This window comes from uncultured Jatrophihabitans sp. (assembly GCF_964244045.1).
GTDB lineage: Bacteria > Actinomycetota > Actinomycetes > Mycobacteriales > Jatrophihabitantaceae > Jatrophihabitans.
Genome location: NZ_CAXTHK010000017.1, coordinates 16,026 through 34,448, shown reverse-complemented (window position 1 = coordinate 34,448; position 18,423 = coordinate 16,026). Strand labels below are relative to the sequence as shown.

General features: G+C 70.4%; 16 protein-coding genes. 13 read left to right on the top strand and 3 right to left on the bottom strand.

All coding sequences use genetic code 11. From position 1 onward, the window contains the following. The first annotated feature begins 5 nt into the window (after nt 1-5). Nucleotides 6-410 (top strand): MmcQ/YjbR family DNA-binding protein, encoded by a 405-nt coding sequence (locus tag ACFFC4_RS13550; RefSeq protein WP_375501698.1) that lies wholly within the window; start codon nt 6-8, stop codon nt 408-410. A 39-nt stretch (nt 411-449) separates the two neighbouring features. Then, nucleotides 450-1,433, top strand: coding sequence for a sulfotransferase (locus tag ACFFC4_RS13545; RefSeq protein WP_375501696.1), 984 nt, complete (start codon nt 450-452; stop codon nt 1,431-1,433). On the opposite strand, the gene ACFFC4_RS13540 is transcribed toward ACFFC4_RS13545, so the two are convergent. Next, nucleotides 1,349-2,263 (bottom strand): hypothetical protein, encoded by a 915-nt coding sequence (locus tag ACFFC4_RS13540; RefSeq protein ID WP_375501694.1) that lies wholly within the window; start codon nt 2,261-2,263, stop codon nt 1,349-1,351. The two genes, ACFFC4_RS13545 and ACFFC4_RS13540, sit on opposite strands and share 85 nt — an antisense overlap. A gap of 29 nt (nt 2,264-2,292) precedes the next feature. After that, nucleotides 2,293-2,475, bottom strand: a complete 183-nt coding sequence (locus tag ACFFC4_RS13535; RefSeq protein WP_375501692.1) for a DNA-binding response regulator — start codon at nt 2,473-2,475, stop codon at nt 2,293-2,295. A gap of 85 nt (nt 2,476-2,560) precedes the next feature. On the opposite strand from ACFFC4_RS13535, the gene ACFFC4_RS13530 reads away from it, so the two are divergent. Together ACFFC4_RS13530 and ACFFC4_RS13525 are read left to right on the top strand one after the other, a co-directional pair. Next, nucleotides 2,561-3,643, top strand: a complete 1,083-nt coding sequence (locus ACFFC4_RS13530) for a prenyltransferase (RefSeq protein WP_375501690.1) — start codon at nt 2,561-2,563, stop codon at nt 3,641-3,643. A 75-nt stretch (nt 3,644-3,718) separates the two neighbouring features. Continuing rightward, nucleotides 3,719-5,722 (top strand): SDR family oxidoreductase, encoded by a 2,004-nt coding sequence (locus ACFFC4_RS13525; RefSeq protein WP_375501688.1) that lies wholly within the window; start codon nt 3,719-3,721, stop codon nt 5,720-5,722. 42 nt (nt 5,723-5,764) lie between these two features. On the opposite strand, the gene ACFFC4_RS13520 is transcribed toward ACFFC4_RS13525, so the two are convergent. Beyond that, nucleotides 5,765-6,436 carry a hypothetical protein gene (locus ACFFC4_RS13520; protein WP_375501686.1) on the bottom strand — a complete coding sequence of 224 codons (672 nt, stop codon included), beginning with the start codon at nt 6,434-6,436 and terminating at the stop codon, nt 5,765-5,767. Between ACFFC4_RS13520 and sppA the strand changes: the two genes are divergently transcribed. From sppA to holA, 9 genes are all read left to right on the top strand, one after another. After that, nucleotides 6,435-8,096, top strand: a complete 1,662-nt coding sequence (gene sppA, locus ACFFC4_RS13515) for a signal peptide peptidase SppA (RefSeq protein ID WP_375501684.1) — start codon at nt 6,435-6,437, stop codon at nt 8,094-8,096. The genes ACFFC4_RS13520 and sppA overlap by 2 nt on opposite strands. Before the next feature lie 20 nt (nt 8,097-8,116). Continuing rightward, a complete protein-coding gene (nadD, locus tag ACFFC4_RS13510; RefSeq protein ID WP_375501682.1) occupies nt 8,117-8,716 on the top strand; it encodes a nicotinate-nucleotide adenylyltransferase in 600 nt (199 codons plus the stop codon). A 12-nt stretch (nt 8,717-8,728) separates the two neighbouring features. Continuing rightward, nucleotides 8,729-9,136 (top strand): ribosome silencing factor, encoded by a 408-nt coding sequence (rsfS, locus tag ACFFC4_RS13505; RefSeq protein WP_375501680.1) that lies wholly within the window; start codon nt 8,729-8,731, stop codon nt 9,134-9,136. Continuing rightward, nucleotides 9,133-9,801 (top strand): histidine phosphatase family protein, encoded by a 669-nt coding sequence (locus tag ACFFC4_RS13500; protein ID WP_375501678.1) that lies wholly within the window; start codon nt 9,133-9,135, stop codon nt 9,799-9,801. The genes rsfS and ACFFC4_RS13500 overlap by 4 nt, the downstream gene beginning before the upstream one ends. Nucleotides 9,802-10,232: 431 nt before the next feature. Next, entirely contained in the window at nt 10,233-13,082 is a 2,850-nt protein-coding gene (leuS, locus tag ACFFC4_RS13495) for a leucine--tRNA ligase (protein ID WP_375501794.1), read from the top strand. A 6-nt stretch (nt 13,083-13,088) separates the two neighbouring features. Further along, nucleotides 13,089-13,949 carry a DegV family protein gene (locus ACFFC4_RS13490; RefSeq protein ID WP_375501676.1) on the top strand — a complete coding sequence of 287 codons (861 nt, stop codon included), beginning with the start codon at nt 13,089-13,091 and terminating at the stop codon, nt 13,947-13,949. A 148-nt stretch (nt 13,950-14,097) separates the two neighbouring features. Further along, entirely contained in the window at nt 14,098-14,931 is an 834-nt protein-coding gene (locus ACFFC4_RS13485; protein ID WP_375501674.1) for a helix-hairpin-helix domain-containing protein, read from the top strand. Then, nucleotides 14,928-17,498 carry a ComEC/Rec2 family competence protein gene (locus ACFFC4_RS13480; protein WP_375501672.1) on the top strand — a complete coding sequence of 857 codons (2,571 nt, stop codon included), beginning with the start codon at nt 14,928-14,930 and terminating at the stop codon, nt 17,496-17,498. The genes ACFFC4_RS13485 and ACFFC4_RS13480 overlap by 4 nt, the downstream gene beginning before the upstream one ends. Continuing rightward, nucleotides 17,384-18,346 (top strand): DNA polymerase III subunit delta, encoded by a 963-nt coding sequence (gene holA / locus ACFFC4_RS13475; RefSeq protein ID WP_375501792.1) that lies wholly within the window; start codon nt 17,384-17,386, stop codon nt 18,344-18,346. The genes ACFFC4_RS13480 and holA overlap by 115 nt, the downstream gene beginning before the upstream one ends. The last annotated feature ends 77 nt before the right edge of the window (nt 18,347-18,423 follow it).

Here is an 18,423-nt window from a genome sequence, read left to right as displayed (position 1 = left end):
AACTTATGCCGCACCCGAGGATGTTCGACGAGGACGACCCGCAGCTCGCCCGTGTCCGCGAGATTGCATTGGGGTTCCCCGGCGCGGCGGAGAAGATCACGCACGGACATCCCGCGTTCTTCACGACCAAGGTCTTCGCCTACTACGGCGGTTCAGAACGCGTCGACGGCGAGTGGATCCAACACACGCACACCGTGCTCGTCCTGCCTGAAGCCGGCGAGCGCGAGCCGTTGCTCGCCGACGACCGCTGCTATGTACCCGCCTACCTCGGCGCCTACGGTTGGCTCGGCATGGCCCTGCCCGCGCCGCGAGCGGCCCGCCGGGCCTGGGCAGAGATCGCCGAGCTCATCGACGCGTCGTACCGCAATACGGCGGGCCGGCGGCTCATCGCCGAGCTCGACGCCCGGTAGAGTTCTCTACACATTCAGTAGGCATTAGAGGGGAGCCCAGTGGCCCTGCCTGACTTCCTCATCGCCGGCGCCCCGAAGGCCGGTTCGACCGCCCTACATGCCGCGCTCGTCGGGCACCCGCAGCTCTTCCTGTCCACGCCGAAGGAACCCAAGTACTTCCTCACCGACGGCCGCCCGCCCGCACCGGACACCCAGCGCGGGCCGGGCGACGCGCACAGCGCGCAGGAGTGGATCTGGCAGCGCGAACGATACGAGCAGCTCTTCGACGCCGCCCCGCCCGGCACGCTGCGCGGCGAGAGCACACCGTTCTACCTGTGGGACACCGCGGCGCACGCACGGATCGCAGCGGCGATCCCGGACGTCCGGATGATCGCGGTCATCCGTGACCCCATCGACCGCGCGTACTCGAACTGGACGCACCTGTGGGCCGACGGGCTGGAGCCTGAGGGCGACTTCCGGACCGCCTGCGATCTCGAGGACGAACGGGCAGCCGCGGGGTGGGCGCCCTTCTGGCGCTATCTCGGACTCGGGCGCTACGGCGAGCAGCTCGTCTCGCTGTTCGAGCACGTCGACCGCGAGCGGGTGTTCGTCGTGCGCTACCGCGAGCTCATCGACGCGCCGGCCCACACGCTCGACAGCATCGCGACCTTCCTCGGCGTCGAACCCGGCGTCGTCAGCTCGATCCCGGGGTCGAACGTCACAGCGTGGGCTGGGCACGGCGCCGTCAACTCGGGGCTGCGGATGCTCGTGCGCGGTGGTGCGTCGCTCGGCCGGCACGTCGATCCGCGGGTGTGGCGGCAGGCCCAGCGTCCGCTGCTCGCTGCGCTGCAGCGCGGCCCGTCGCAGCGCCCGAAGCTCGACGTCGCCGTCCGGCGGGAGCTGGTCGCGCGGGTTCGCGATGACGTCGCGCTGCTCGAGGACGTGCTGGGGCGTTCGTTTCAGGACTGGCTGGGCGATGCGGGGCGCGGCACCTTTGCGGTGCGCAGCTCGTTGGCGCCATCGGAGCGTGACGCCTCCCAATAGACCCGGGTGCCGGTCAGTGACTCGGCGAAGCTGAGGTAGCGGACGGTCTGCCCGGTCGGCGTTGGACCGGCGACCGCGGTGAACGCGTCGGGACCGGCGCCCTCGGCCAGCCCGGTGCGTTCGAACCAGTTCTCCGCGGCGGACGCCCGGCCGTCGTAGAACGCCAGCCAGGACGCCCCGCTGCGCACGACGCTGGTGATGCGGACGCCACGGGCGTCCCACGTCCCGGCCGTAGGTGCGAGCGCGGTCGAGCGCTCGGACCAGATCAGTCCGTCGTCACTCGTCAGGTACACCGACGTCATCTGGTCGGCCTGGTCGTCGCCGCCGTCGAGCGGGTGCCGGCAGGCCCACATCTGCCAGTCCGGGCCGCTGCGCCGCACGACGATGTCCTTCCAGGCCGTGGTGTCCGGGTCGCCGGGCAGCACGACAGTGCGTTTGCCGTCGGCAAGGGTGGCGAGGTCGTCGGACTCGATCGTCTCGACCCACCAGTGCTTCGAGTTGCGCGTCGAGCACGAGACGTACAGTCGCCAACCGCCGTCCGGCAAGGCGATGAGGGCGGGTCGCTCGAGCGAGGCGCACTCGAACTGCTCGCTGGTGACGGTGGCCACGGTCTCGAAGTGCACGCCGTCCTCAGAGCGCGCCACCACGTTGGCGTAGCCCCGGCCGGCGGTAACCGGGCGCCGTAACCGGTAGGCCAGGTAGAACGCGTGATCGTGCCAGACCGCGGACGGTCCACCGGCCCAGAAACCCACACCGTCGCCGGGTGGGTCGATCGCCACCTCGTAGTCCTCACCGGCGATGAGGTCGAGGATGTCGGCCGCCTGTGTCACTCTTCGACCCTATCGACGGCGGCCCACCGTCAGGACTGCAGGTAGCGCAGTACGGCGAGCATCCGGCGGTAGTCGGTCCCGGACGGCGGCAGATCGAGCTTCAGGAACACATTGGCGATGTGCTTCTCGACTGCGCAGCGGTCGGGCCAGGCGCGCGCCCCGAGATGCCCATGGCCCTCGGCGTGGGCGCGCACCGGGGACGGGGTGTCCACGTCGCTCGTGAGCACCGTTCCCAGTGAGCAAACACGCGTTTCCGAGGTGGGCTTTCCCGCCCTGCGCCGTCGTACCGTGGGGCACGTGAGCACCGACGCGGTAACGAACCCAGCAACACCGACGACCACTCCTGTACCTGCTGCCGGCAAGCCGCCACAGGGCGGGCCGTTCGCGTTCGTCGGGGCGTTCACCGGCTTCTATCCGGCGCAGGCGTCGGAGTTCTCGCACCTCGACCCGGTGACGCGGTTCCTGTACGCCGCCCGCAGCGTCATCCTCGTCATCTCGGCCCAGTCGGCGCTCATGGCCGGTCTGCTGGCTGCCACGGATCGCCGCTTCGAGTGGCTGCCGTTCGTTGCCGTCTTCGTCGGCTACCTGGTCCTGCACGCGGTCAGCAACCTGTCGAACGACTACTTCGGCTACCGCCGCGGCCACGACACCGCCGACTCCCCGCGCCGCCGCTACACCCTGCACCCGATCGCCAGCGGTGCTGTGACGCCGCGACTGCTCGCCACCGGCCTGGTCGTGCTGGGCCTCGTGTCGGTGGCCATCGCGGCGTATTTCGTGGCGCTGCGCGGGCTGCCGGCGCTCTGGCTGGCGCTCATCGGCGGCGTCCTGCTGTACGCCTACGACGCAGCACCGCGGGCCCTGAAGGAACTCGGGCTCGGCGAGATCGCGGCCTTCGTCGTGTGGGGCCCGCTCATGATCGGCGGCGGCTACTACGTCATTACCGGGCACTGGTCCGGCGTCGCGTTCGCTGCGTCCGTCCCACCCGGCCTGGGCGTCATGTCGATCCTGGTCGGCAAGCACGTCGACCAGCGCGAGTTCGACACCGGCCAGCACCAACGCACCCTTCCCGTGCTGTTGGGCGAAAGCGTCGCCCGGTACTTCAACGAGGTCTCGGTAGTTGCGATGTACGCGGTCACGGTGCTGCTCGTCGCGCTCGGTGACCTGACCCCGTTCGCGTTGCTCATCGTGCTCGCCGCTCCGCGCGCCCTGCGAGCGATCAGGGTCATGGCGCGGCCCACGCCGACGTCACCGCCGGCCGGCTACGTCGGTTGGCCGCTCTGGTACCACCGGGTCTGCCTCGTCCACAACCGGGCCTTCGGCTGGCTTTACGTGGCAGGACTGGTGCTCGGGGCGATTTTCCCGAAGGTGCTCATCGGCTGACGATCCCGCTGGAACTTCGCCCCCGCGAGGACCACACTCTGGGCTACCTGTCAGTAACAGCCCAGGAGGATCTTCATGGCGTACTTCGTCACCGGGGCGACCGGATTCATCGGCCGCTTCCTGCTCGCGCAGCTACTCGAGCGTGAGGGGACGATCTACGCCCTGTGCCGGGCGAGCTCACTGGACAAGTTGGACGAGCTGAAGACGCGCCTCGGCGCCGACGACGACCGCATCGTGCCGGTGATCGGCGACCTGTCCAAGGAGCGGCTCGGCGTCGACCAGGAGGAACTCGAGCGCCTCGACGGGAAGATCGAGCACTTCTTCCACCTGGCCGCGATCTACGACCTGACCGCCGACGCCGACAGCCAGTACGCGGCGAACGTCGAGGGGACGCGGCACGCGCTGTCGCTTGCCGGTGCGGTGCACGCCGGGCACTTCCACATGGTCAGCTCGATCGCCGCGGCCGGGCTCTACCGCGGCACGTTCACCGAGGACATGTTCGACGAGGCGCAGGACGTCGAGCACAACCCGTACTACAAGACCAAGCACGAATCGGAGGGCATCGTGCGGCGTGACTCGCCGGTGCCGTGGCGCATCTACCGGCCGGGGGCCGTCGTCGGCAGCTCCGAGACGGGTGAGATCGACAAGATCGACGGCCCGTACTACTTCTTCCGCACCATCCAGCGGCTGCGCGGGGTCACGCCGTCATGGCTGCGTGGCGTCGGTATTGAGGGCGGCGAGATCAACCTCGTCCCGGTCGACTACGTCGCCAAGGCCATGGACTACATCGCCCACCAACCCGACCTCGACGGCCGGGCATTCCATCTGACCGATCCCGAGGCGCTGACGGTCGGCGGCCTGTTGAAGGCGCTGACGAAGGCGGCCAAGGCGCCGCAGCCGTCGCTGAACGTCGACGCCCGGATGATGGACATGCTGCCCGCGCGCCTGACCAAGACGCTGACCAGCCTGCCCGGTGCCAAGCAGCTCACCGATCTGGCCCTGGCTGAGCTCGGCATCCCACGCGAGATGTTCGCTTACCTGACCTACCCGACGCACTTCGACTCGACGAAGACGCAGGCAGTGCTCGCCGGGTCCGGCATCGAGCTGCCCGAGTTCGCGCTGTACGCGCAACACCTCTGGGAGTACTGGGAGCGCACGTACAGCCCCGACCGTCGCAAGGACAAGCAACTCGCCCGCGCGATCAAGGGCAAGACGGTGATGATCACCGGCGCGTCGTCGGGCATCGGCCGGGCCACCGCGCTGCGGGTCGGCGCCGCGGGCGGGCGCGTCATCCTGGTGGCCCGCGGGGTCGACAAGCTCGAGCAGACCAAGCAGGAGATCGAGGACCTCGGTGGCATCGCCTTCGTGCACCGTTGCGACCTCGCCGACCTCAGCGACATCGAGCGGATGGCCAAGGAGGTGCTCCAGGAGCACGGCCGCGTCGACGTGCTGGTCAACAACGCCGGCCGGTCGATCCGGCGCTCGATCGCGCTGTCCTACGACCGCATGCACGACTTCGAACGCACCATGCAGCTGAACTACTTCGGACCGGTGCGGCTGATCCTGTCGCTGCTGCCCGTCATGCGCCAGACCGCGCCCGACGGCCGCAAGGGCGGCCACATCATCAACGTCAGCTCCATCGGCGTGCAGACCAACATCCCGCGCTTCTCGGCCTACGTCGCCTCGAAGGCTGCGCTCGACGCGTTCTCGCGCTGCATCGCCTCCGAGGTCGTCGACGACGGCGTGCACCTGACCACGATCCACATGCCGCTCGTGCGTACGCCGATGATCGCGCCCACCAAGATGTACGACCGCTTCCCGACCATGACTCCACCCGAGGCCGCCGACATGATCTGCAAGGCGATGATCCGCAAGCCGAAGAAGGTCGGCACCACCCTGGGCAACGCCGGCGAGCTCGCCTACCAGGTTGCGCCGCGCGGCGTCGACGTCGTGCTCAACGCCGGCTACAAGCTCTTCCCCGATTCCCACGCAGCCCGCGGCAGCGGCGGGTCGAAGTCCGACCAGCCGTCCACCGAGAGCGTCGCCTTCGCGCACATCCTGCGCGGGGTGCACTGGTAGCCCGGGAGGTGGCAATCGGCCCCTTCGCGGCCTGCCGCGCGGTCAGACGGCGTGGCAGTCGATGCGGAGAACGACCTCACCGACCTCGAGATCCATGTCGTGGTGGCCGCGCTCGACGCACACCGTGCCCGGCCAGCGGGCTGGCTGGTCGCCGGAGAACGGCGCGGGCTGCGGGTCGGCCGGTGCCCAGCCCGTCTCCGAGTACGTCCAGAACTGCCCGGCAATGAAGGCCCAGGCCGGCGGGTCGTGCGCGGTGGCCAGCGCCGGTTCGTCCACCTCGGGGAGCTCGTCGAGCGACAGCTCGTAACCACGGCGGCGGAACGCGACGTTCCAGGCGCGCCAGCGGTCTTCGTCGGCCTCGGTCATGGTGTCCAGCAGTTCGACGGAGCTGCCCATGAACTGGAACTGGGTGATTTCCTGACCGGCTAGGAACCCGGAAAGCCAGAGCCGCGCGGCTGGGGCGAACTCGGCGACGTCGGCCACATTCACCGACCGGTGTTGCTCGTCGTGGCCGATCGCGCAGACATGGAAGTGGCCGGCATACGTTTGCGCGCTACCGAAGATGCGCCACTTCCAATCCGGGTCCGGCGTCCAGCCGGGTTTGAGCCGAACCCACAGCCGGTCGTCATCGGGCACCCGAACACCGAGGGCGTCCTCGATCGCGTCCGCACCGTCCACGGTGTCCTTCTCGCGCGTCCGTACGGTGGAGCGCATGGCCACCGTTCCCGGACGTCGTCCGCGAGTACTGCTCGAGCTCGACCTGACGAGCGCGCTGATCGAGCTCGAGCCCGACGACCTGGTCAGCAAGCTGCGCAGCCGGCACCGGCCGCGGCTGCGTGCGGTGCTGCGCACGCTGCATGAGGCCGGTAAGGACCATGCGGTGCGTGGCTTGGTCGTCAAGGTCGGCGGCGCGGCCCTGCCGTGGGCCATCGCGCAGGAGGTGCGGGCCGGGCTGGTCGCTTTCGCGGCGTCCGGAAAACCCACGATCGCCTGGGCCGAGACGATCGGCGAGGGCGGAAACGGGACATCGGACTACGTGCTGGCCAGCGGTTGCCGTGAGATCTGGCTGCAGCCGTCGGGTGAACTTGCTTTGATGGGCGTGGCCACCGAGACGACGTTCCTGCGCGGGGCCCTCGACAAGCTCGGCGTCGAACCCCAGCTGGACAAGCGGTACGAGTACAAGAGCGCTGCCGACCGCATCATGCGCAGCGAATTCACCCCCGAGGGACGCGAGGCGATCGACCGCGTCGTCGAGTCGATCTGGGACGGCGCGGTCGACATGATCGCGCGGGCCCGCGGCCTCGAACCCGATGCCGTCCGGGCCGCGGCCGACCGTGCGCCGCTGGCAGCCGACGATGCCGTCTCGGCCGGGCTCGTCGACCGTCTCGGCTACCGCGACGAGGTGTACGCCGAGGCCAGGACGCGTGCCGGTGACGGCGTGCAGCTGCTGTTCGCCGACCAGTGGACGCCCCCACTGGACGTCCGAAAGGCCGCGCAGCTGCTGCGCCGGTCCAAGGGCTTCGTCGCGCTGGTCGAGGGGCACGGCGAGATCGTCGGTGGCCGCAGCCGCAGCGGCCCGCGGGGTCGCCAGCTGGGCAGCGACACCGTGTCCGCCGCATTGCGCGCTGCGCGCGAGAACGAGCACGCCAAGGTCGTGCTGTTCCGCGTCGACTCGCCGGGCGGGTCGGCGGTTGCGTCCGACACGATGTGGCGCGAGGTCGAGCTGACCCGCAAGGCAGGCAAGCCGGTGGTCGTCTCGATGGGCGCCGTGGCCGGCTCCGGCGGTTACTACGTCAGCTGCCCCGCCGACGTCATCGTCGCCCAGCCCGGGACGATCACCGGCTCGATCGGCGTGCTCGGGGGCAAGGTCGTCGTCGCCGAGCTGCTGGACAAGCTCGGCCTGGGCACCGGGATCGTCGAACGGGGCGGCAGCGCGTCGATGTACTCGTTGCGCCGCGGCTTCACCGACGACCAGCGCGAGCGGTTGTCGGCCATGCTCGACCGCGTCTACCGCGAGTTTGTCCAGAAGGTCGCCGACGGCCGCGGCCTCGACTACGACGCGGTGCACGACGTCGCCCGCGGACGGATCTGGTCGGGCGCCGACGCCGTGGGCAACGGCCTCGTCGACCGGCTCGGCTCGTTGCGCGACGCGGCCCAGATCGCGCGCGAGCGCGCCGGACTGCCCGATGACGCCCCGGTGCGGCCGGCGATCAACATCCCGCCGCTGGCCCGTCTCGGCCGGCCGAAGTCCAGCGACGACCCGCGAGCGGTGGCCGCGACGGCCAGCGCCTGGGGAGACCTCGCTGCACTTGCCGCCGAGTTGCGGCTGCCCAGCGGCGGCCCGCTGCGCATGCCGTCCATCCGCATTCGGTAGCCGGTTCTAGGATCGCGCGCATGGGCAACGGCCGAGCGACCCGACGCGTCGGCATCATGGGCGGAACGTTCGACCCGATCCACCACGGCCACCTGGTGGCGGCGAGCGAAGTGGCTTCGCTGTACGGCCTGCACGAGGTGATCTTCGTGCCTACCGGACAGCCGTGGCAGAAGTCCGACCGCGACGTCAGCGGTTCCGAGCACCGCTACCTGATGTCGGTGATCGCCACCGCGTCCAACCCACGGTTCTGGGTCAGCCGCGCTGATATCGACCGCTCCGGCCCGACCTACACGATCGACACCATCCGCGATATCAAGGCGCTACGTGCGGACGCGGAGCTGTACTTCATCACCGGCGCTGACGCGCTGGCGCAGATCTTGTCGTGGAAGAGCGCCGAGGAGGCGCTCCGGCTCGCGCACTTCGTCGGGGTCACCCGTCCTGGGTACGAGTTGTCAGACGCGCACCTGCCCAGCGACTCGGTTCGCTTGCTCGACGTCCCGGCTCTTGCGATCTCCTCGAGCGGGTGTCGCGAGCGGGTGGCCGCCGGTCGGCCCGTCTGGTACCTGGTACCCGACGGCGTCGTGCAGTACATCAACAAGCACCGGCTCTACCGCCCGTAGACTGGCGGCGACATGACAGCAACCGACGAGGCGATCTCACTCGCCCGCAACGCAGCCCAAGCCGCCGCCGACAAGCTCGCGGGTGACATCGTGCTCATCGACGTCAGCGACCGGCTGGCCATCACCGACGTCTTCGTCGTCGTCACCGGTACCAATGAGCGTCAGGTCGAGGCCATCGTCGACGGCGTCGAGGACACGTTGCGCGGTGGCGGCCACAAGCCGATCCGCCGCGAGGGCCAGCGCGACGGTCGCTGGGTGCTGCTGGACTACGGCGACATCGTCGTGCACGTGCAGCACTCGGAGGAGCGGGTCTTCTACGCCCTGGAGCGGCTGTGGAAGGACTGCCCGTTCGTCCCGTTCGAGGACGCCGCCGCTGCTGCTCACGCGGCCGCACGCGCGTCCGGCGACGACGGCGGATGACGACCAGAAGCCTGCTGCTCCTGCGCCATGGCCGCACCGCGTGGAACGCGCAACGGCGCTTCCAGGGTCAGGCCGACCCGTCGCTCGACGAGATCGGCCGGGCGCAGGCTTACGAGGTGGGCGCGCTGATCGCGGCCGTCCGTCCGGACCAGCTCGTCACTTCCGACCTTGCACGCGCCGAGCAGACAGCCGAGATCGTCGGTGCCGCGTGCGGTCTCGAACCCATCGCCGACGCGCGGCTGCGGGAGCGTGGGCTCGGCCACTGGGAGGGTTTGACCCGCGACGAGGTTGCCGAGACCTACCCCGACGAGTTCGCCGACTGGGTGGCCGGACGCGACGTCAGCCGGCGCGGCGGTGAGAGCCGCGACCAAGTCGCCGAACGGGCGTTGAAGGCCTTCCATGAGCTGTCGGTCGTCCCGGTCACCGTCCTGGTCAGTCACAGCGCGACGGCGATGGCGCTGACCAATGCGCTGCTCGGCATCGAACAGCGGGTGCACCCGCTGGGGCCGTTGGCCAACTGCCACTGGTCCGAGCTGTACTGCGAGCTGCACGACGAAGCTCCGGCCTGGCGCCTGCGCGGACACAACCTCGGCGCCCCGGGCACGATCGTGCCGCTGCCGGCACACGTCGGCCCCGGCGACGACGCGGCCGATGCCGATGCCTGACCTGTCCGCTTTGTCCGCAAATCGTTCAGTTCTTGAACAAAATCAGCGCGAGTGATTGACGACATAAGTAGTTGAGCGTTCTCTCATGCGCCTTGTCCCTCTACCCTGGGCGTCAGGTGCCCCCGCGCCCGGTGGCGACGGACAGCGGGCGCGGGGTGCGCACCTCATCGGACGGCCGCGGCCATCGCGGCCGCGAAGCGGTGGGGCCAGCGCGCTATTCTCTGGGGCGTGCGTACCCCGGATCGACTGCTTCTTGGCAAGCCGCGCTGACGTCATGATCGACAGCGCGGCCGAGCCTCTGCGAATGCGCAGAGGCTCTTCGTATGTCCGGAGGCAGTGATCCACACGGCATTGGAGCCCACAACGTGACCAGCGGCAGCAGCGGCACAGACACCCGAACAGCGGGTACGGACACGGCGCCGGTACGGTCCATCGACGCAGCCGACGTCCCCGCGCATCGCTACACCGCCGCGCTGGCCGACCGGATCGAGACGGGCTGGCAGCGGCGCTGGCTGGATGAGGGCACCTTCGACGCGCCCAACCCGATCGGTCCGATGTCCGAGGGCTTCGACCGGGTTGCCATCGGCCGGCACACCTACATCATGGACATGTTCCCGTACCCGTCCGGCGCGGGACTGCACGTCGGGCACCCGCTTGGTTACATCGGCACCGACGTATTCGCTCGCTACCGGCGCATGCGCGGCGACAACGTGCTGCACACCATGGGCTTCGACGCCTTCGGCCTGCCGGCCGAGCAGTACGCCGTCGAGACGGGACAGCACCCGCGGGTGACGACCTACGGCAACATCGACGTGTTCCTGGCGCAGCTGCGCCGGCTCGGGTTGGGGCACGACGAGCGCCGCCGCTTCGCCACCACCGACCCCGAGTACTACCGCTGGACGCAGTGGATTTTCCTGCAGATCTTCAACTCCTGGTACGACACCGACCTCGACCGCGCGCGTCCGATCGACGAGCTGATCGCCGAACTGGACGCCGGCGTGCGCCGCCCAGCCCCGGGCACGAACGACACCGATCGGCCCTGGGAGGAGCTGTCCGACGTCGAGCGCCGTCAGGTGATCGACAGCCACCGCCTCGTCTACCGCAGCGATTCGACGGTCAACTGGGCACCCGGCCTGGGCACGGTGCTGTCCAACGAGGAGGTCACCGCCGACGGGCGCAGCGAGCGCGGCAACTTCCCGGTGTTCCGCAAGCCGCTGCCGCAGTGGAACATGCGCATCACCGCCTACGCCGACCGGCTGGTCCGCGACCTCGACCAGATCGACTGGCCCGAGAAGGTGCGCACCATGCAGCGCAACTGGATCGGCCGCTCGACGGGTGCGCACGTCGCATTCGCCTCGTCCGCGGGTGACATCGAGGTCTTCACCACCCGTCCCGACACGCTGTTCGGGGTTACCTATCTCGTGCTGGCGCCCGAGCACCCGCTGGTCGACGCGCTGACACCCGCGGGCTGGCCGGCGGACACTCCGGTCGTCTGGACGGGTGACGCGCTGACGCCCAAGGTCGCGGTGGACGAATACCGCCTGGCCGCGTCCCGCCGTTCCGAGCTCGACCGGCAGGCCGGCGACCGCGAGAAGACCGGAGTTTTCACCGGCTCGTACGCCACGAACGCCGTCACCGGCGCGCCGATCCCGATCTTCGTCGCCGACTACGTCCTGATGGGGTACGGCACCGGCGCGATCATGGCCGTGCCGGCCGAGGACGAGCGCGACTGGGACTTCGCGACGGTCTACGGATTGCCCATCGTGCGCACCGTCGCCCCGCCCGAAGGCTGGGACACCGGCGCGTACACCGGCGAGGGTGCGCGGATCAATTCGTCCAACGATGCGTTGTCCCTCGACGGTCTGACGATCGACGAGGCGAAGACCGCCGTCATCACGTGGCTGGAGGCCGAGGGTCGCGGGCGTGGCGCCACCACGTACCGCCTACGCGACTGGCTGTTCAGCCGGCAGAGGTACTGGGGTGAGCCGTTCCCGATCGTCTACGACGAGACCGGTCTGCCCGTCGCCCTGCCCGAGTCGATGCTGCCCGTCGAGCTGCCCGAGACCGACGACTTCTCACCGAAGTCCTTCCCGCCCGACGACGCCGATTCGACGCCCGAGCCACCGCTGGGCCGGTTGACCGACTGGGTCGACGTCGAGCTGGACCTCGGCGACGGACCGAAGCGGTACCGCCGCGAGACGAACACGATGCCCAACTGGGCCGGCTCGTGCTGGTACGAGCTGCGCTACCTGGACCCGCACAACGCCGAGCGGCTGGTCGATCCCGACGTCGAGCGCTACTGGCTGGGCCCGAACGCCGATCGCCCGTTGGGTGGAGTCGAGCTGTACGTCGGCGGGGTCGAGCACGCGGTGCTGCACCTGCTGTACGCCCGTTTCTGGCACAAGGTGTTGTTCGACCTTGGCCACCTGAGCTCGTCGGAGCCGTTCCACAAGCTGATCAACCAGGGTTACGTGCAGGCGCACTACTTCGAGGACGCCCGCGGCGTCCGGATTCCGGCCGCCGAGGTCGAGGAGACGCCGGACGGCTATGTCTGGAACGGCGAACCGGTCCGGCGCGAGTACGGGAAGATGGGCAAGTCCCTCAAGAACGTGACGACGCCGGAGGACATGTACGCCGCCTATGGCGCCGACACACTTCGGTTGTTCGAGATGTCGGCCGGGCCGCTCGAACAGGACCGCCCGTGGGACACCAAGGCCGTCGTCGGTCCGTACCGCCTGCTGCAGCGCATCTGGCGCGTCGTCGTCGACGAGCAAACCGGCGAGTCCCATGTGGCCGACGCGGGTGTGCCCGACGAGCTGAATCGCCTGCTGCACCGCACGATCCACGCCGTGACCGAGTCGTACGACTCACTGCGGTTCAACACCGCGGTCGCGCGCATCACCGAGCTGAACAACGCGGTGGTGGCCGGTTTCCCGAAGGGCGGTGCGCCGCGCGAGGTGGCCGAGGCGATCGTGTTGTTGCTGGCCCCGCTCGCCCCGCACATCAGCGAGGAGCTGTGGTCCCGGTTGGGCCACGCGTCGTCGCTGGCATGGGAGCCGTTGCCGCAGGCGGATCCCGACCTCCTGGTCGAGGACACCGTCGACCTCCCGGTGCAGGTCAACGGCAAGGTGCGTGTGGTGCTGCGGGTTCCTGCCGACTCGGATGCCGCGGTCATCGAGGCGGTGGCGCGAGCCGACGAGAAGGTCGCGGCAGCCTTGGCCGGTCGCGAGGTGCGGCGGGTCGTTGCGGTGCCGGGTCGCCTCGTCAACTTCGTGGTCTGAAGGCTGGTGACGACAGGGTCGGCTCGCGTCGCGGTGGTCACGGACTCGACGTCGTGCTTGCCCGCGTCGACGGTCAACAAACTCGGGGTCCGGGTGGTCCCGCTGCGGGTGATGCTCGGGCACCGGGTGGCCGTCGACGACGGCACTGACGTCACTCCCGACGACGTGGTGCGAGCGTTGCGGGACAAGTTCGCGGTCAGCACGTCGCGGCCCACCCCGGCCGAGTTCGCATCGACGTACCGGTCAGTGCTCGAATCCGGCGCCGAACGGATCGTGTCGGTGCACCTGTCCGCGGCGCTGTCCGGTACCTGGGAATCTGCGACGCTCGCCGCACAGGACTTCCCGCACGGTGTCGTGCGGGTCGTCGATTCGCGCTCAACCGCAATGGGGCTCGGCTTCGCGGTGCTGGCCGCAGCTGAGGCGGCACGGGCAGGGGAGACGGCGGCCGGTGTGCAGGGTGCGGCGACGGAGGCCGTCGATCGCACCCGCACGCTGTTCTACGTCGACACCCTTGAGTACCTGCGGCGAGGTGGCCGGATCGGATCGGCACAGGCGTTCTTCGCGACGTCACTGTCCGTGAAGCCGCTGCTGCAGATGGTCGAGGGTCAGATCGTGCCGCTGGAAAAGGTGCGGACGTCCTCGCGGGCCGTGGCGCGGCTGGCCGAGCTGACTGTGGCCGCGGCAGATGACGGGCCGATCGATCTCGCCGTTCATCACCTGGGTGTGCCCGAACGCGCCGAGGCGCTGCTGGCGACTTTGACGACGGCGTTGCCGTCTCTGCGCAGCGCGCGGGTCGCCGAGATCGGCGCGGTGGTGGGCGCCCATCTCGGGCCCGGCGTGCTCGGCACGGTGCTCGTCCGCCGCTAGCAGAGGGTGCCGACAGGCTGCTCGCCGCTGTGCACAGCGTCGTGCTGCGTCCACAGCTCGGCTGTCGCGACCGCGCGGACGGGCGCGATTTCCTAACGTCGGGCGGGTGCGAGGCGTTCGGTCGGTACCCCGCGGCGAAGCGGGTCGCGTGGCTCTTCGGGTGCGTGAGCTGCTGGGCGAGGACGACGACGGTCTGGACTTCGACTATGCGCAGGACGAGGACGCCTCGCCGACGCGCTGGCAGCGGTTGCAGGCGCGGGTGTCGGTGCGCATCGACCCGGGGCGCCGGGCGGCGTGGGGGGTGTGCGTAGCGGTCGTACTGGCAGCGGTCGTCACCGGCCTGTGGTTGATGTCGTCGCGGCCGGCTGCGGTGCCGGTCGCGGCACGAGTCCCGCAGGTTCCAGGCTCGGCGGTGCTGGGCTCGGCGGTGCTGGGCTCGGCGGTGCTGGGCAGCACGAAGGTGGCGAGCCCTGCTACGTCCACGGGCAGTGCGTCGCCGGTGGCATCGAGCTCTGCCCCGCCGGGCGTGGTGGTTGTCGATGTGGCTGGCAAGGTACGTCGCCCGGGTGTGTACCGACTACCCGCCGGTAGCCGGATCGACGACGCGGTGCAGGCCGCGGGTGGTGCAAGGTCCGGGGTCGATCTGAGCACCCTGAACCTGGCCGCGCCGCTCGCGGACGGGCAGCAGATCCTGGTCGGCGTGCCGGGCGCCGGCGTCCAGGGCCCGGCTGCTGCGGGCGCGTCGGGCGCGGCCGCCTCAGGGACGGCGTCAGCGGCTAACGGCGGTTCGGGGCCGGTCAACCTGAACACCGCGACCCTCGAGCAGCTCGACACGCTGCCCGGCATCGGGCCGGCGCTCGCGCAACGGATTCTCGACTGGCGCGGTCAGCACGGTCGCTTCACCGGGGTGAACCAGCTCAACGACGTCAGCGGCATCGGCGACGTCAAGTTCGCGGAGCTGAAGGCACTGGTGGCCGTATGAGTGATGACGTGGAACGCGGGCAGTCGGCGGCCGACGAGCCGCTCGACCTGCGGCTCGCGTGTGGCGCCGGGGTGGCCTGGCTCGGCGTGCTGTGTGGCGCCTGCCGTGGTCCGTCTACCTGTTTCACTGCGGCGCTGGCCGCCACCGTACTTGGCGTGCTGTGTCTCTTGGCGGCCCGGTCGCGGCGCGGCCTGACGGCGCCGGCGCTCGCCCTGTTCTGCCTCGCCCTCGTGCTGTGGCCGTTGGCCGGACGTATCGCGCACGCCCGCGCGTCGCCGCTCGCCGTCCTGGCCGGGCGGCACGCCGCGGTGGACGTCGAACTGACGGTCACCGCCGATCCGCGGGTGCTCGCCGCGAAGGGGCCGGCGGGCTCGTCCCGTGTTGCTGTCGAAACCTCGGCTTCGGCTGTCGAGTACCTCGGTCGACGGGTCGTCACTGACGGGTCGGTGCTCGTGCTCGGCGACGCCGGGGCGTGGACCGACGTGTTGCCCGGTCAGCGGGTGCGGGTGCCGGGTTCTGTACAGCCGTCGTTGGATGCCGGCTCGCTGTCGGTCGTGCTGTTCACCCATGGCGCGCCGCAACTGCTCGGGCGTCCGCCGTGGTGGCAGCGGCTGGCCGGCTCGGTCCGTAGTTCGTTGCGCCGAGCGGCGTCGGACCTGCCCGAGCAGGAGCGCGGCCTGCTGCCGGGGCTGATCGACGGCGACACCGCGAACCTCGACCCGGTCCTTGCCGAGCGCTTCCGCCTCGCCGGTCTGACGCACCTCGTGGCGGTCAGCGGCACCAACTGCAGCATCCTGGTCGGTGCGGTGCTGCTCGTGCTGCGGCGGCTGCGCATCCGGCCGTGGGCGTGCGCCGCTGTCGGCGGTCTCGTGCTGGCGCTGTTCGTGGTCGTCGCGCGACCGTCGCCGAGCGTGCTGCGGGCAGCCCTGATGGCGGCGGTGGCGCTGGCCGCGCTTGCCACGGGACGGCCGCGGTCGGCATTGCCCGTGCTCGCTGCCGTCACCATCGGGCTGCTGCTGTGGGACCCGACGCTCGCTGGCAGCGCGTCCTTCGCCATGTCGGTGCTCGCCACCGGCGCGTTGCTCGTGCTCGCGCCCCGCTGGGCCGAGGCGTTACGCCGTCGGCACGTGCCGCTCGGGCTGGCCGAGTCCACGGCCGTCGCGGCCGCGGCGCACCTGGTCACGGCCCCGGTGGTGGCCGCGCTGTCGGGGCAGGTCAGCCTGGTGGCGGTGCCGGCGAACGTGTTGGCTGAACCGGTCGTGGCGGTGACCACCATCGTGGGCTTCGCTGCGGCGGTGTGCGCGCCGGTCTGGCTGCCCGCCGGGTCGGTCCTTGTCTGGGTCGCCGGCTGGCCGTGCCGTTGGCTGGTTGCCGTCGCGGACTTCTTCGGCGGGCTGCACGGCGCTGTGCTGCCCTGGCCCGGCGGTGCAGCCGGGGGAATGTTGTTGCTCGTCGTCACGGTGGTCATCTGGTTCGCCTGCGTCCGGGCCGGGCCGCGACGGATGGTGGCGGCCGGGATGGTCACCGCGCTCATGGTGTTGATCCCGGTGCGGTCGGTGACGTCTGGTTGGCCGGCTTCCGGCTGGGTGTTTGTTGCCTGCGACATCGGCCAGGGAGATGGTCTGGTGCTTTCCGCCGGGCCGCACCAGGCCGTGGTCGTCGACGCAGGGCCCGACCCGGTGCCGATGGACCGTTGCCTGCACGACCTCGGCGTCACCGACGTGCCGCTTCTGATCTTCACGCACATGCACGCCGACCATGTGGGCGGCATCGTCGGGGTGGGGCACGGACGGCGGGTAGGGCAGATCCTGGCCGGGCCACTGGGCGACCCGGAATCCGGCCTGCTGCTGGTGCGTCGCTTCGCAGCAGGGCGCCACCTGTCGCTGCGCACCCCGGCCCCGGGCACCGCCATCGACGTCGGCGCCGTCCACCTCGAGGTGCTCGGCCCCGCGGCCGCGTTCCACGCCACGCGCTCCGATCCGAACAACTCCTCCTTGGTGCTGCGGGCGACCGTGGCCGGTGTCCGGATCCTGCTTCCCGGCGACGCCGAGATCGAGGCCCAGGACGCCTTGGTGCGCTCGGGCGTCGACCTGCGCGCGGACGTGCTCAAGATTCCGCACCACGGTTCGGCGTACTCCGACCCGGCGTTCCTCGCCGCCGCGCATGCCTCCGTGGCTGTCGTCAGCGTGGGCGTCGACAACGACTACGGACATCCGTCGCCGGTGTTGCTGGCCGAGGTGGCCCGGCTCGGCATCCCGTTACTGCGTACCGACCGCGACGGCGACGTCGCGGTCGTGTCCGACCATGGTGCGGTGCGCACCGCCGTGCACGGCACCGCGTCGAGTCGGGTTGGGGCGAGTCGGGTCGGGGCGTCCGGGTTGAACTCGCTCAGAGCGTCAGTGGTCGATGCAAGGATGGAGCCGTGCCCGCCCGACCCGTCAGTCTCGATGATCTGCCCAGCCCGCTGCCGCCCGTCGTCCTGCTCGTTGGTGAGGAGGACCTGCTCGTCGATCGGGCGGTCGGCGCGATCTCCGCCGCGGCGCGGGCCGAAGACCCGCAGGTCGTAGCGACCGAGCGCGTCGGCGGGCAGATCGAGGGCAACGAGTTGCACGAGCTGCTGGGCCCATCCTTGTTCGGCGACTCGCGCCTGATGGTAATCAGGGCTGCGCAGGACGTCCGGGTCGCAGGGGCCGCGGTGCTGGGGCCCTACTTGCAGTCACCGGCCGAGGGCACCCGCATCGTTCTGCAGCATCCCGGCGGCGCGAAGGGCAAGGCGCTGCTGGAGCTCGCCCGAAGAGCAAAGGCCCTCGAGATCAGCTGCGCCAAGCTCACCCGCCCAGACGAGCGGGCGGACTTCGTGCGGCGCGAGATCCGTCGGTTGGGCGGCCGCATCGGTCCCGACGCGCTGTCGGTCCTGATGGACGCCGTCGGCAGCGACCTGCGCGAACTGGCGGGCGTGGCCGGGCAGCTCGTCAGCGACTCGGGCGGGGACGTCGCCCTGGACGTCGTGCGGGCGTTCCACAAGGGCCGAGCCGAGGTCAGCGGGTTCGCCGTCTCCGACCTTGCGGTGGTGGGGCGCAGTGGGCCGGCGCTCGAGGCGCTGCGCTTCGCCCTCGAGGTCGGGGTGCCGCACGTCGTCATCGCGGACGCGCTCGCCGATGGGGTGCGCTCCATCGCCCGGGTGTGGTCGGCCGGGCGTGGCAGCGAGTACGACCTCGCACGTCAGCTGGGCATGCCACCGTGGAAGGTGAAGCGGGCCGGCAGCCAGGGCCGCGGCTGGTCGGAGGACGGGTTGCGTCAAGCCTTGGGCGTCGTGGCCGAACTGAACGCTGACGTCAAAGGCGCGGCGGCCGACCCTGGTTTTGCACTCGAACTCGCCGTGCGGCGCCTCGGGCTTGCCCGAGCGGTGGCATAGCGGTGCCACTCGTGCTGGCGGCTGAGCGGCAGGACGCGAAAGAGCCGTGCCGTCCTAAGACGACACGGCTCGCGCAA

Excerpts from the sequence above, each read along its gene's own strand:
- ACFFC4_RS13525 (WP_375501688.1), top strand. The coding sequence starts at position 3,719 with ATGGCGTACTTCGTCACCGGGGCGACCGGATTCATCGGCCGCTTCCTG.
- ACFFC4_RS13480 (WP_375501672.1), top strand. The coding sequence starts at position 14,928 with ATGAGTGATGACGTGGAACGCGGGCAGTCGGCGGCCGACGAGCCGCTC.
- rsfS (WP_375501680.1), top strand. The coding sequence starts at position 8,729 with ATGACAGCAACCGACGAGGCGATCTCACTCGCCCGCAACGCAGCCCAA.
- ACFFC4_RS13520 (WP_375501686.1), bottom strand. The coding sequence starts at position 6,436 with ATGCGCTCCACCGTACGGACGCGCGAGAAGGACACCGTGGACGGTGCG.
- sppA (WP_375501684.1), top strand. The coding sequence starts at position 6,435 with ATGGCCACCGTTCCCGGACGTCGTCCGCGAGTACTGCTCGAGCTCGAC.
- ACFFC4_RS13500 (WP_375501678.1), top strand. The coding sequence starts at position 9,133 with ATGACGACCAGAAGCCTGCTGCTCCTGCGCCATGGCCGCACCGCGTGG.
- ACFFC4_RS13550 (WP_375501698.1), top strand. The coding sequence starts at position 6 with ATGCCGCACCCGAGGATGTTCGACGAGGACGACCCGCAGCTCGCCCGT.
- nadD (WP_375501682.1), top strand. The coding sequence starts at position 8,117 with ATGGGCAACGGCCGAGCGACCCGACGCGTCGGCATCATGGGCGGAACG.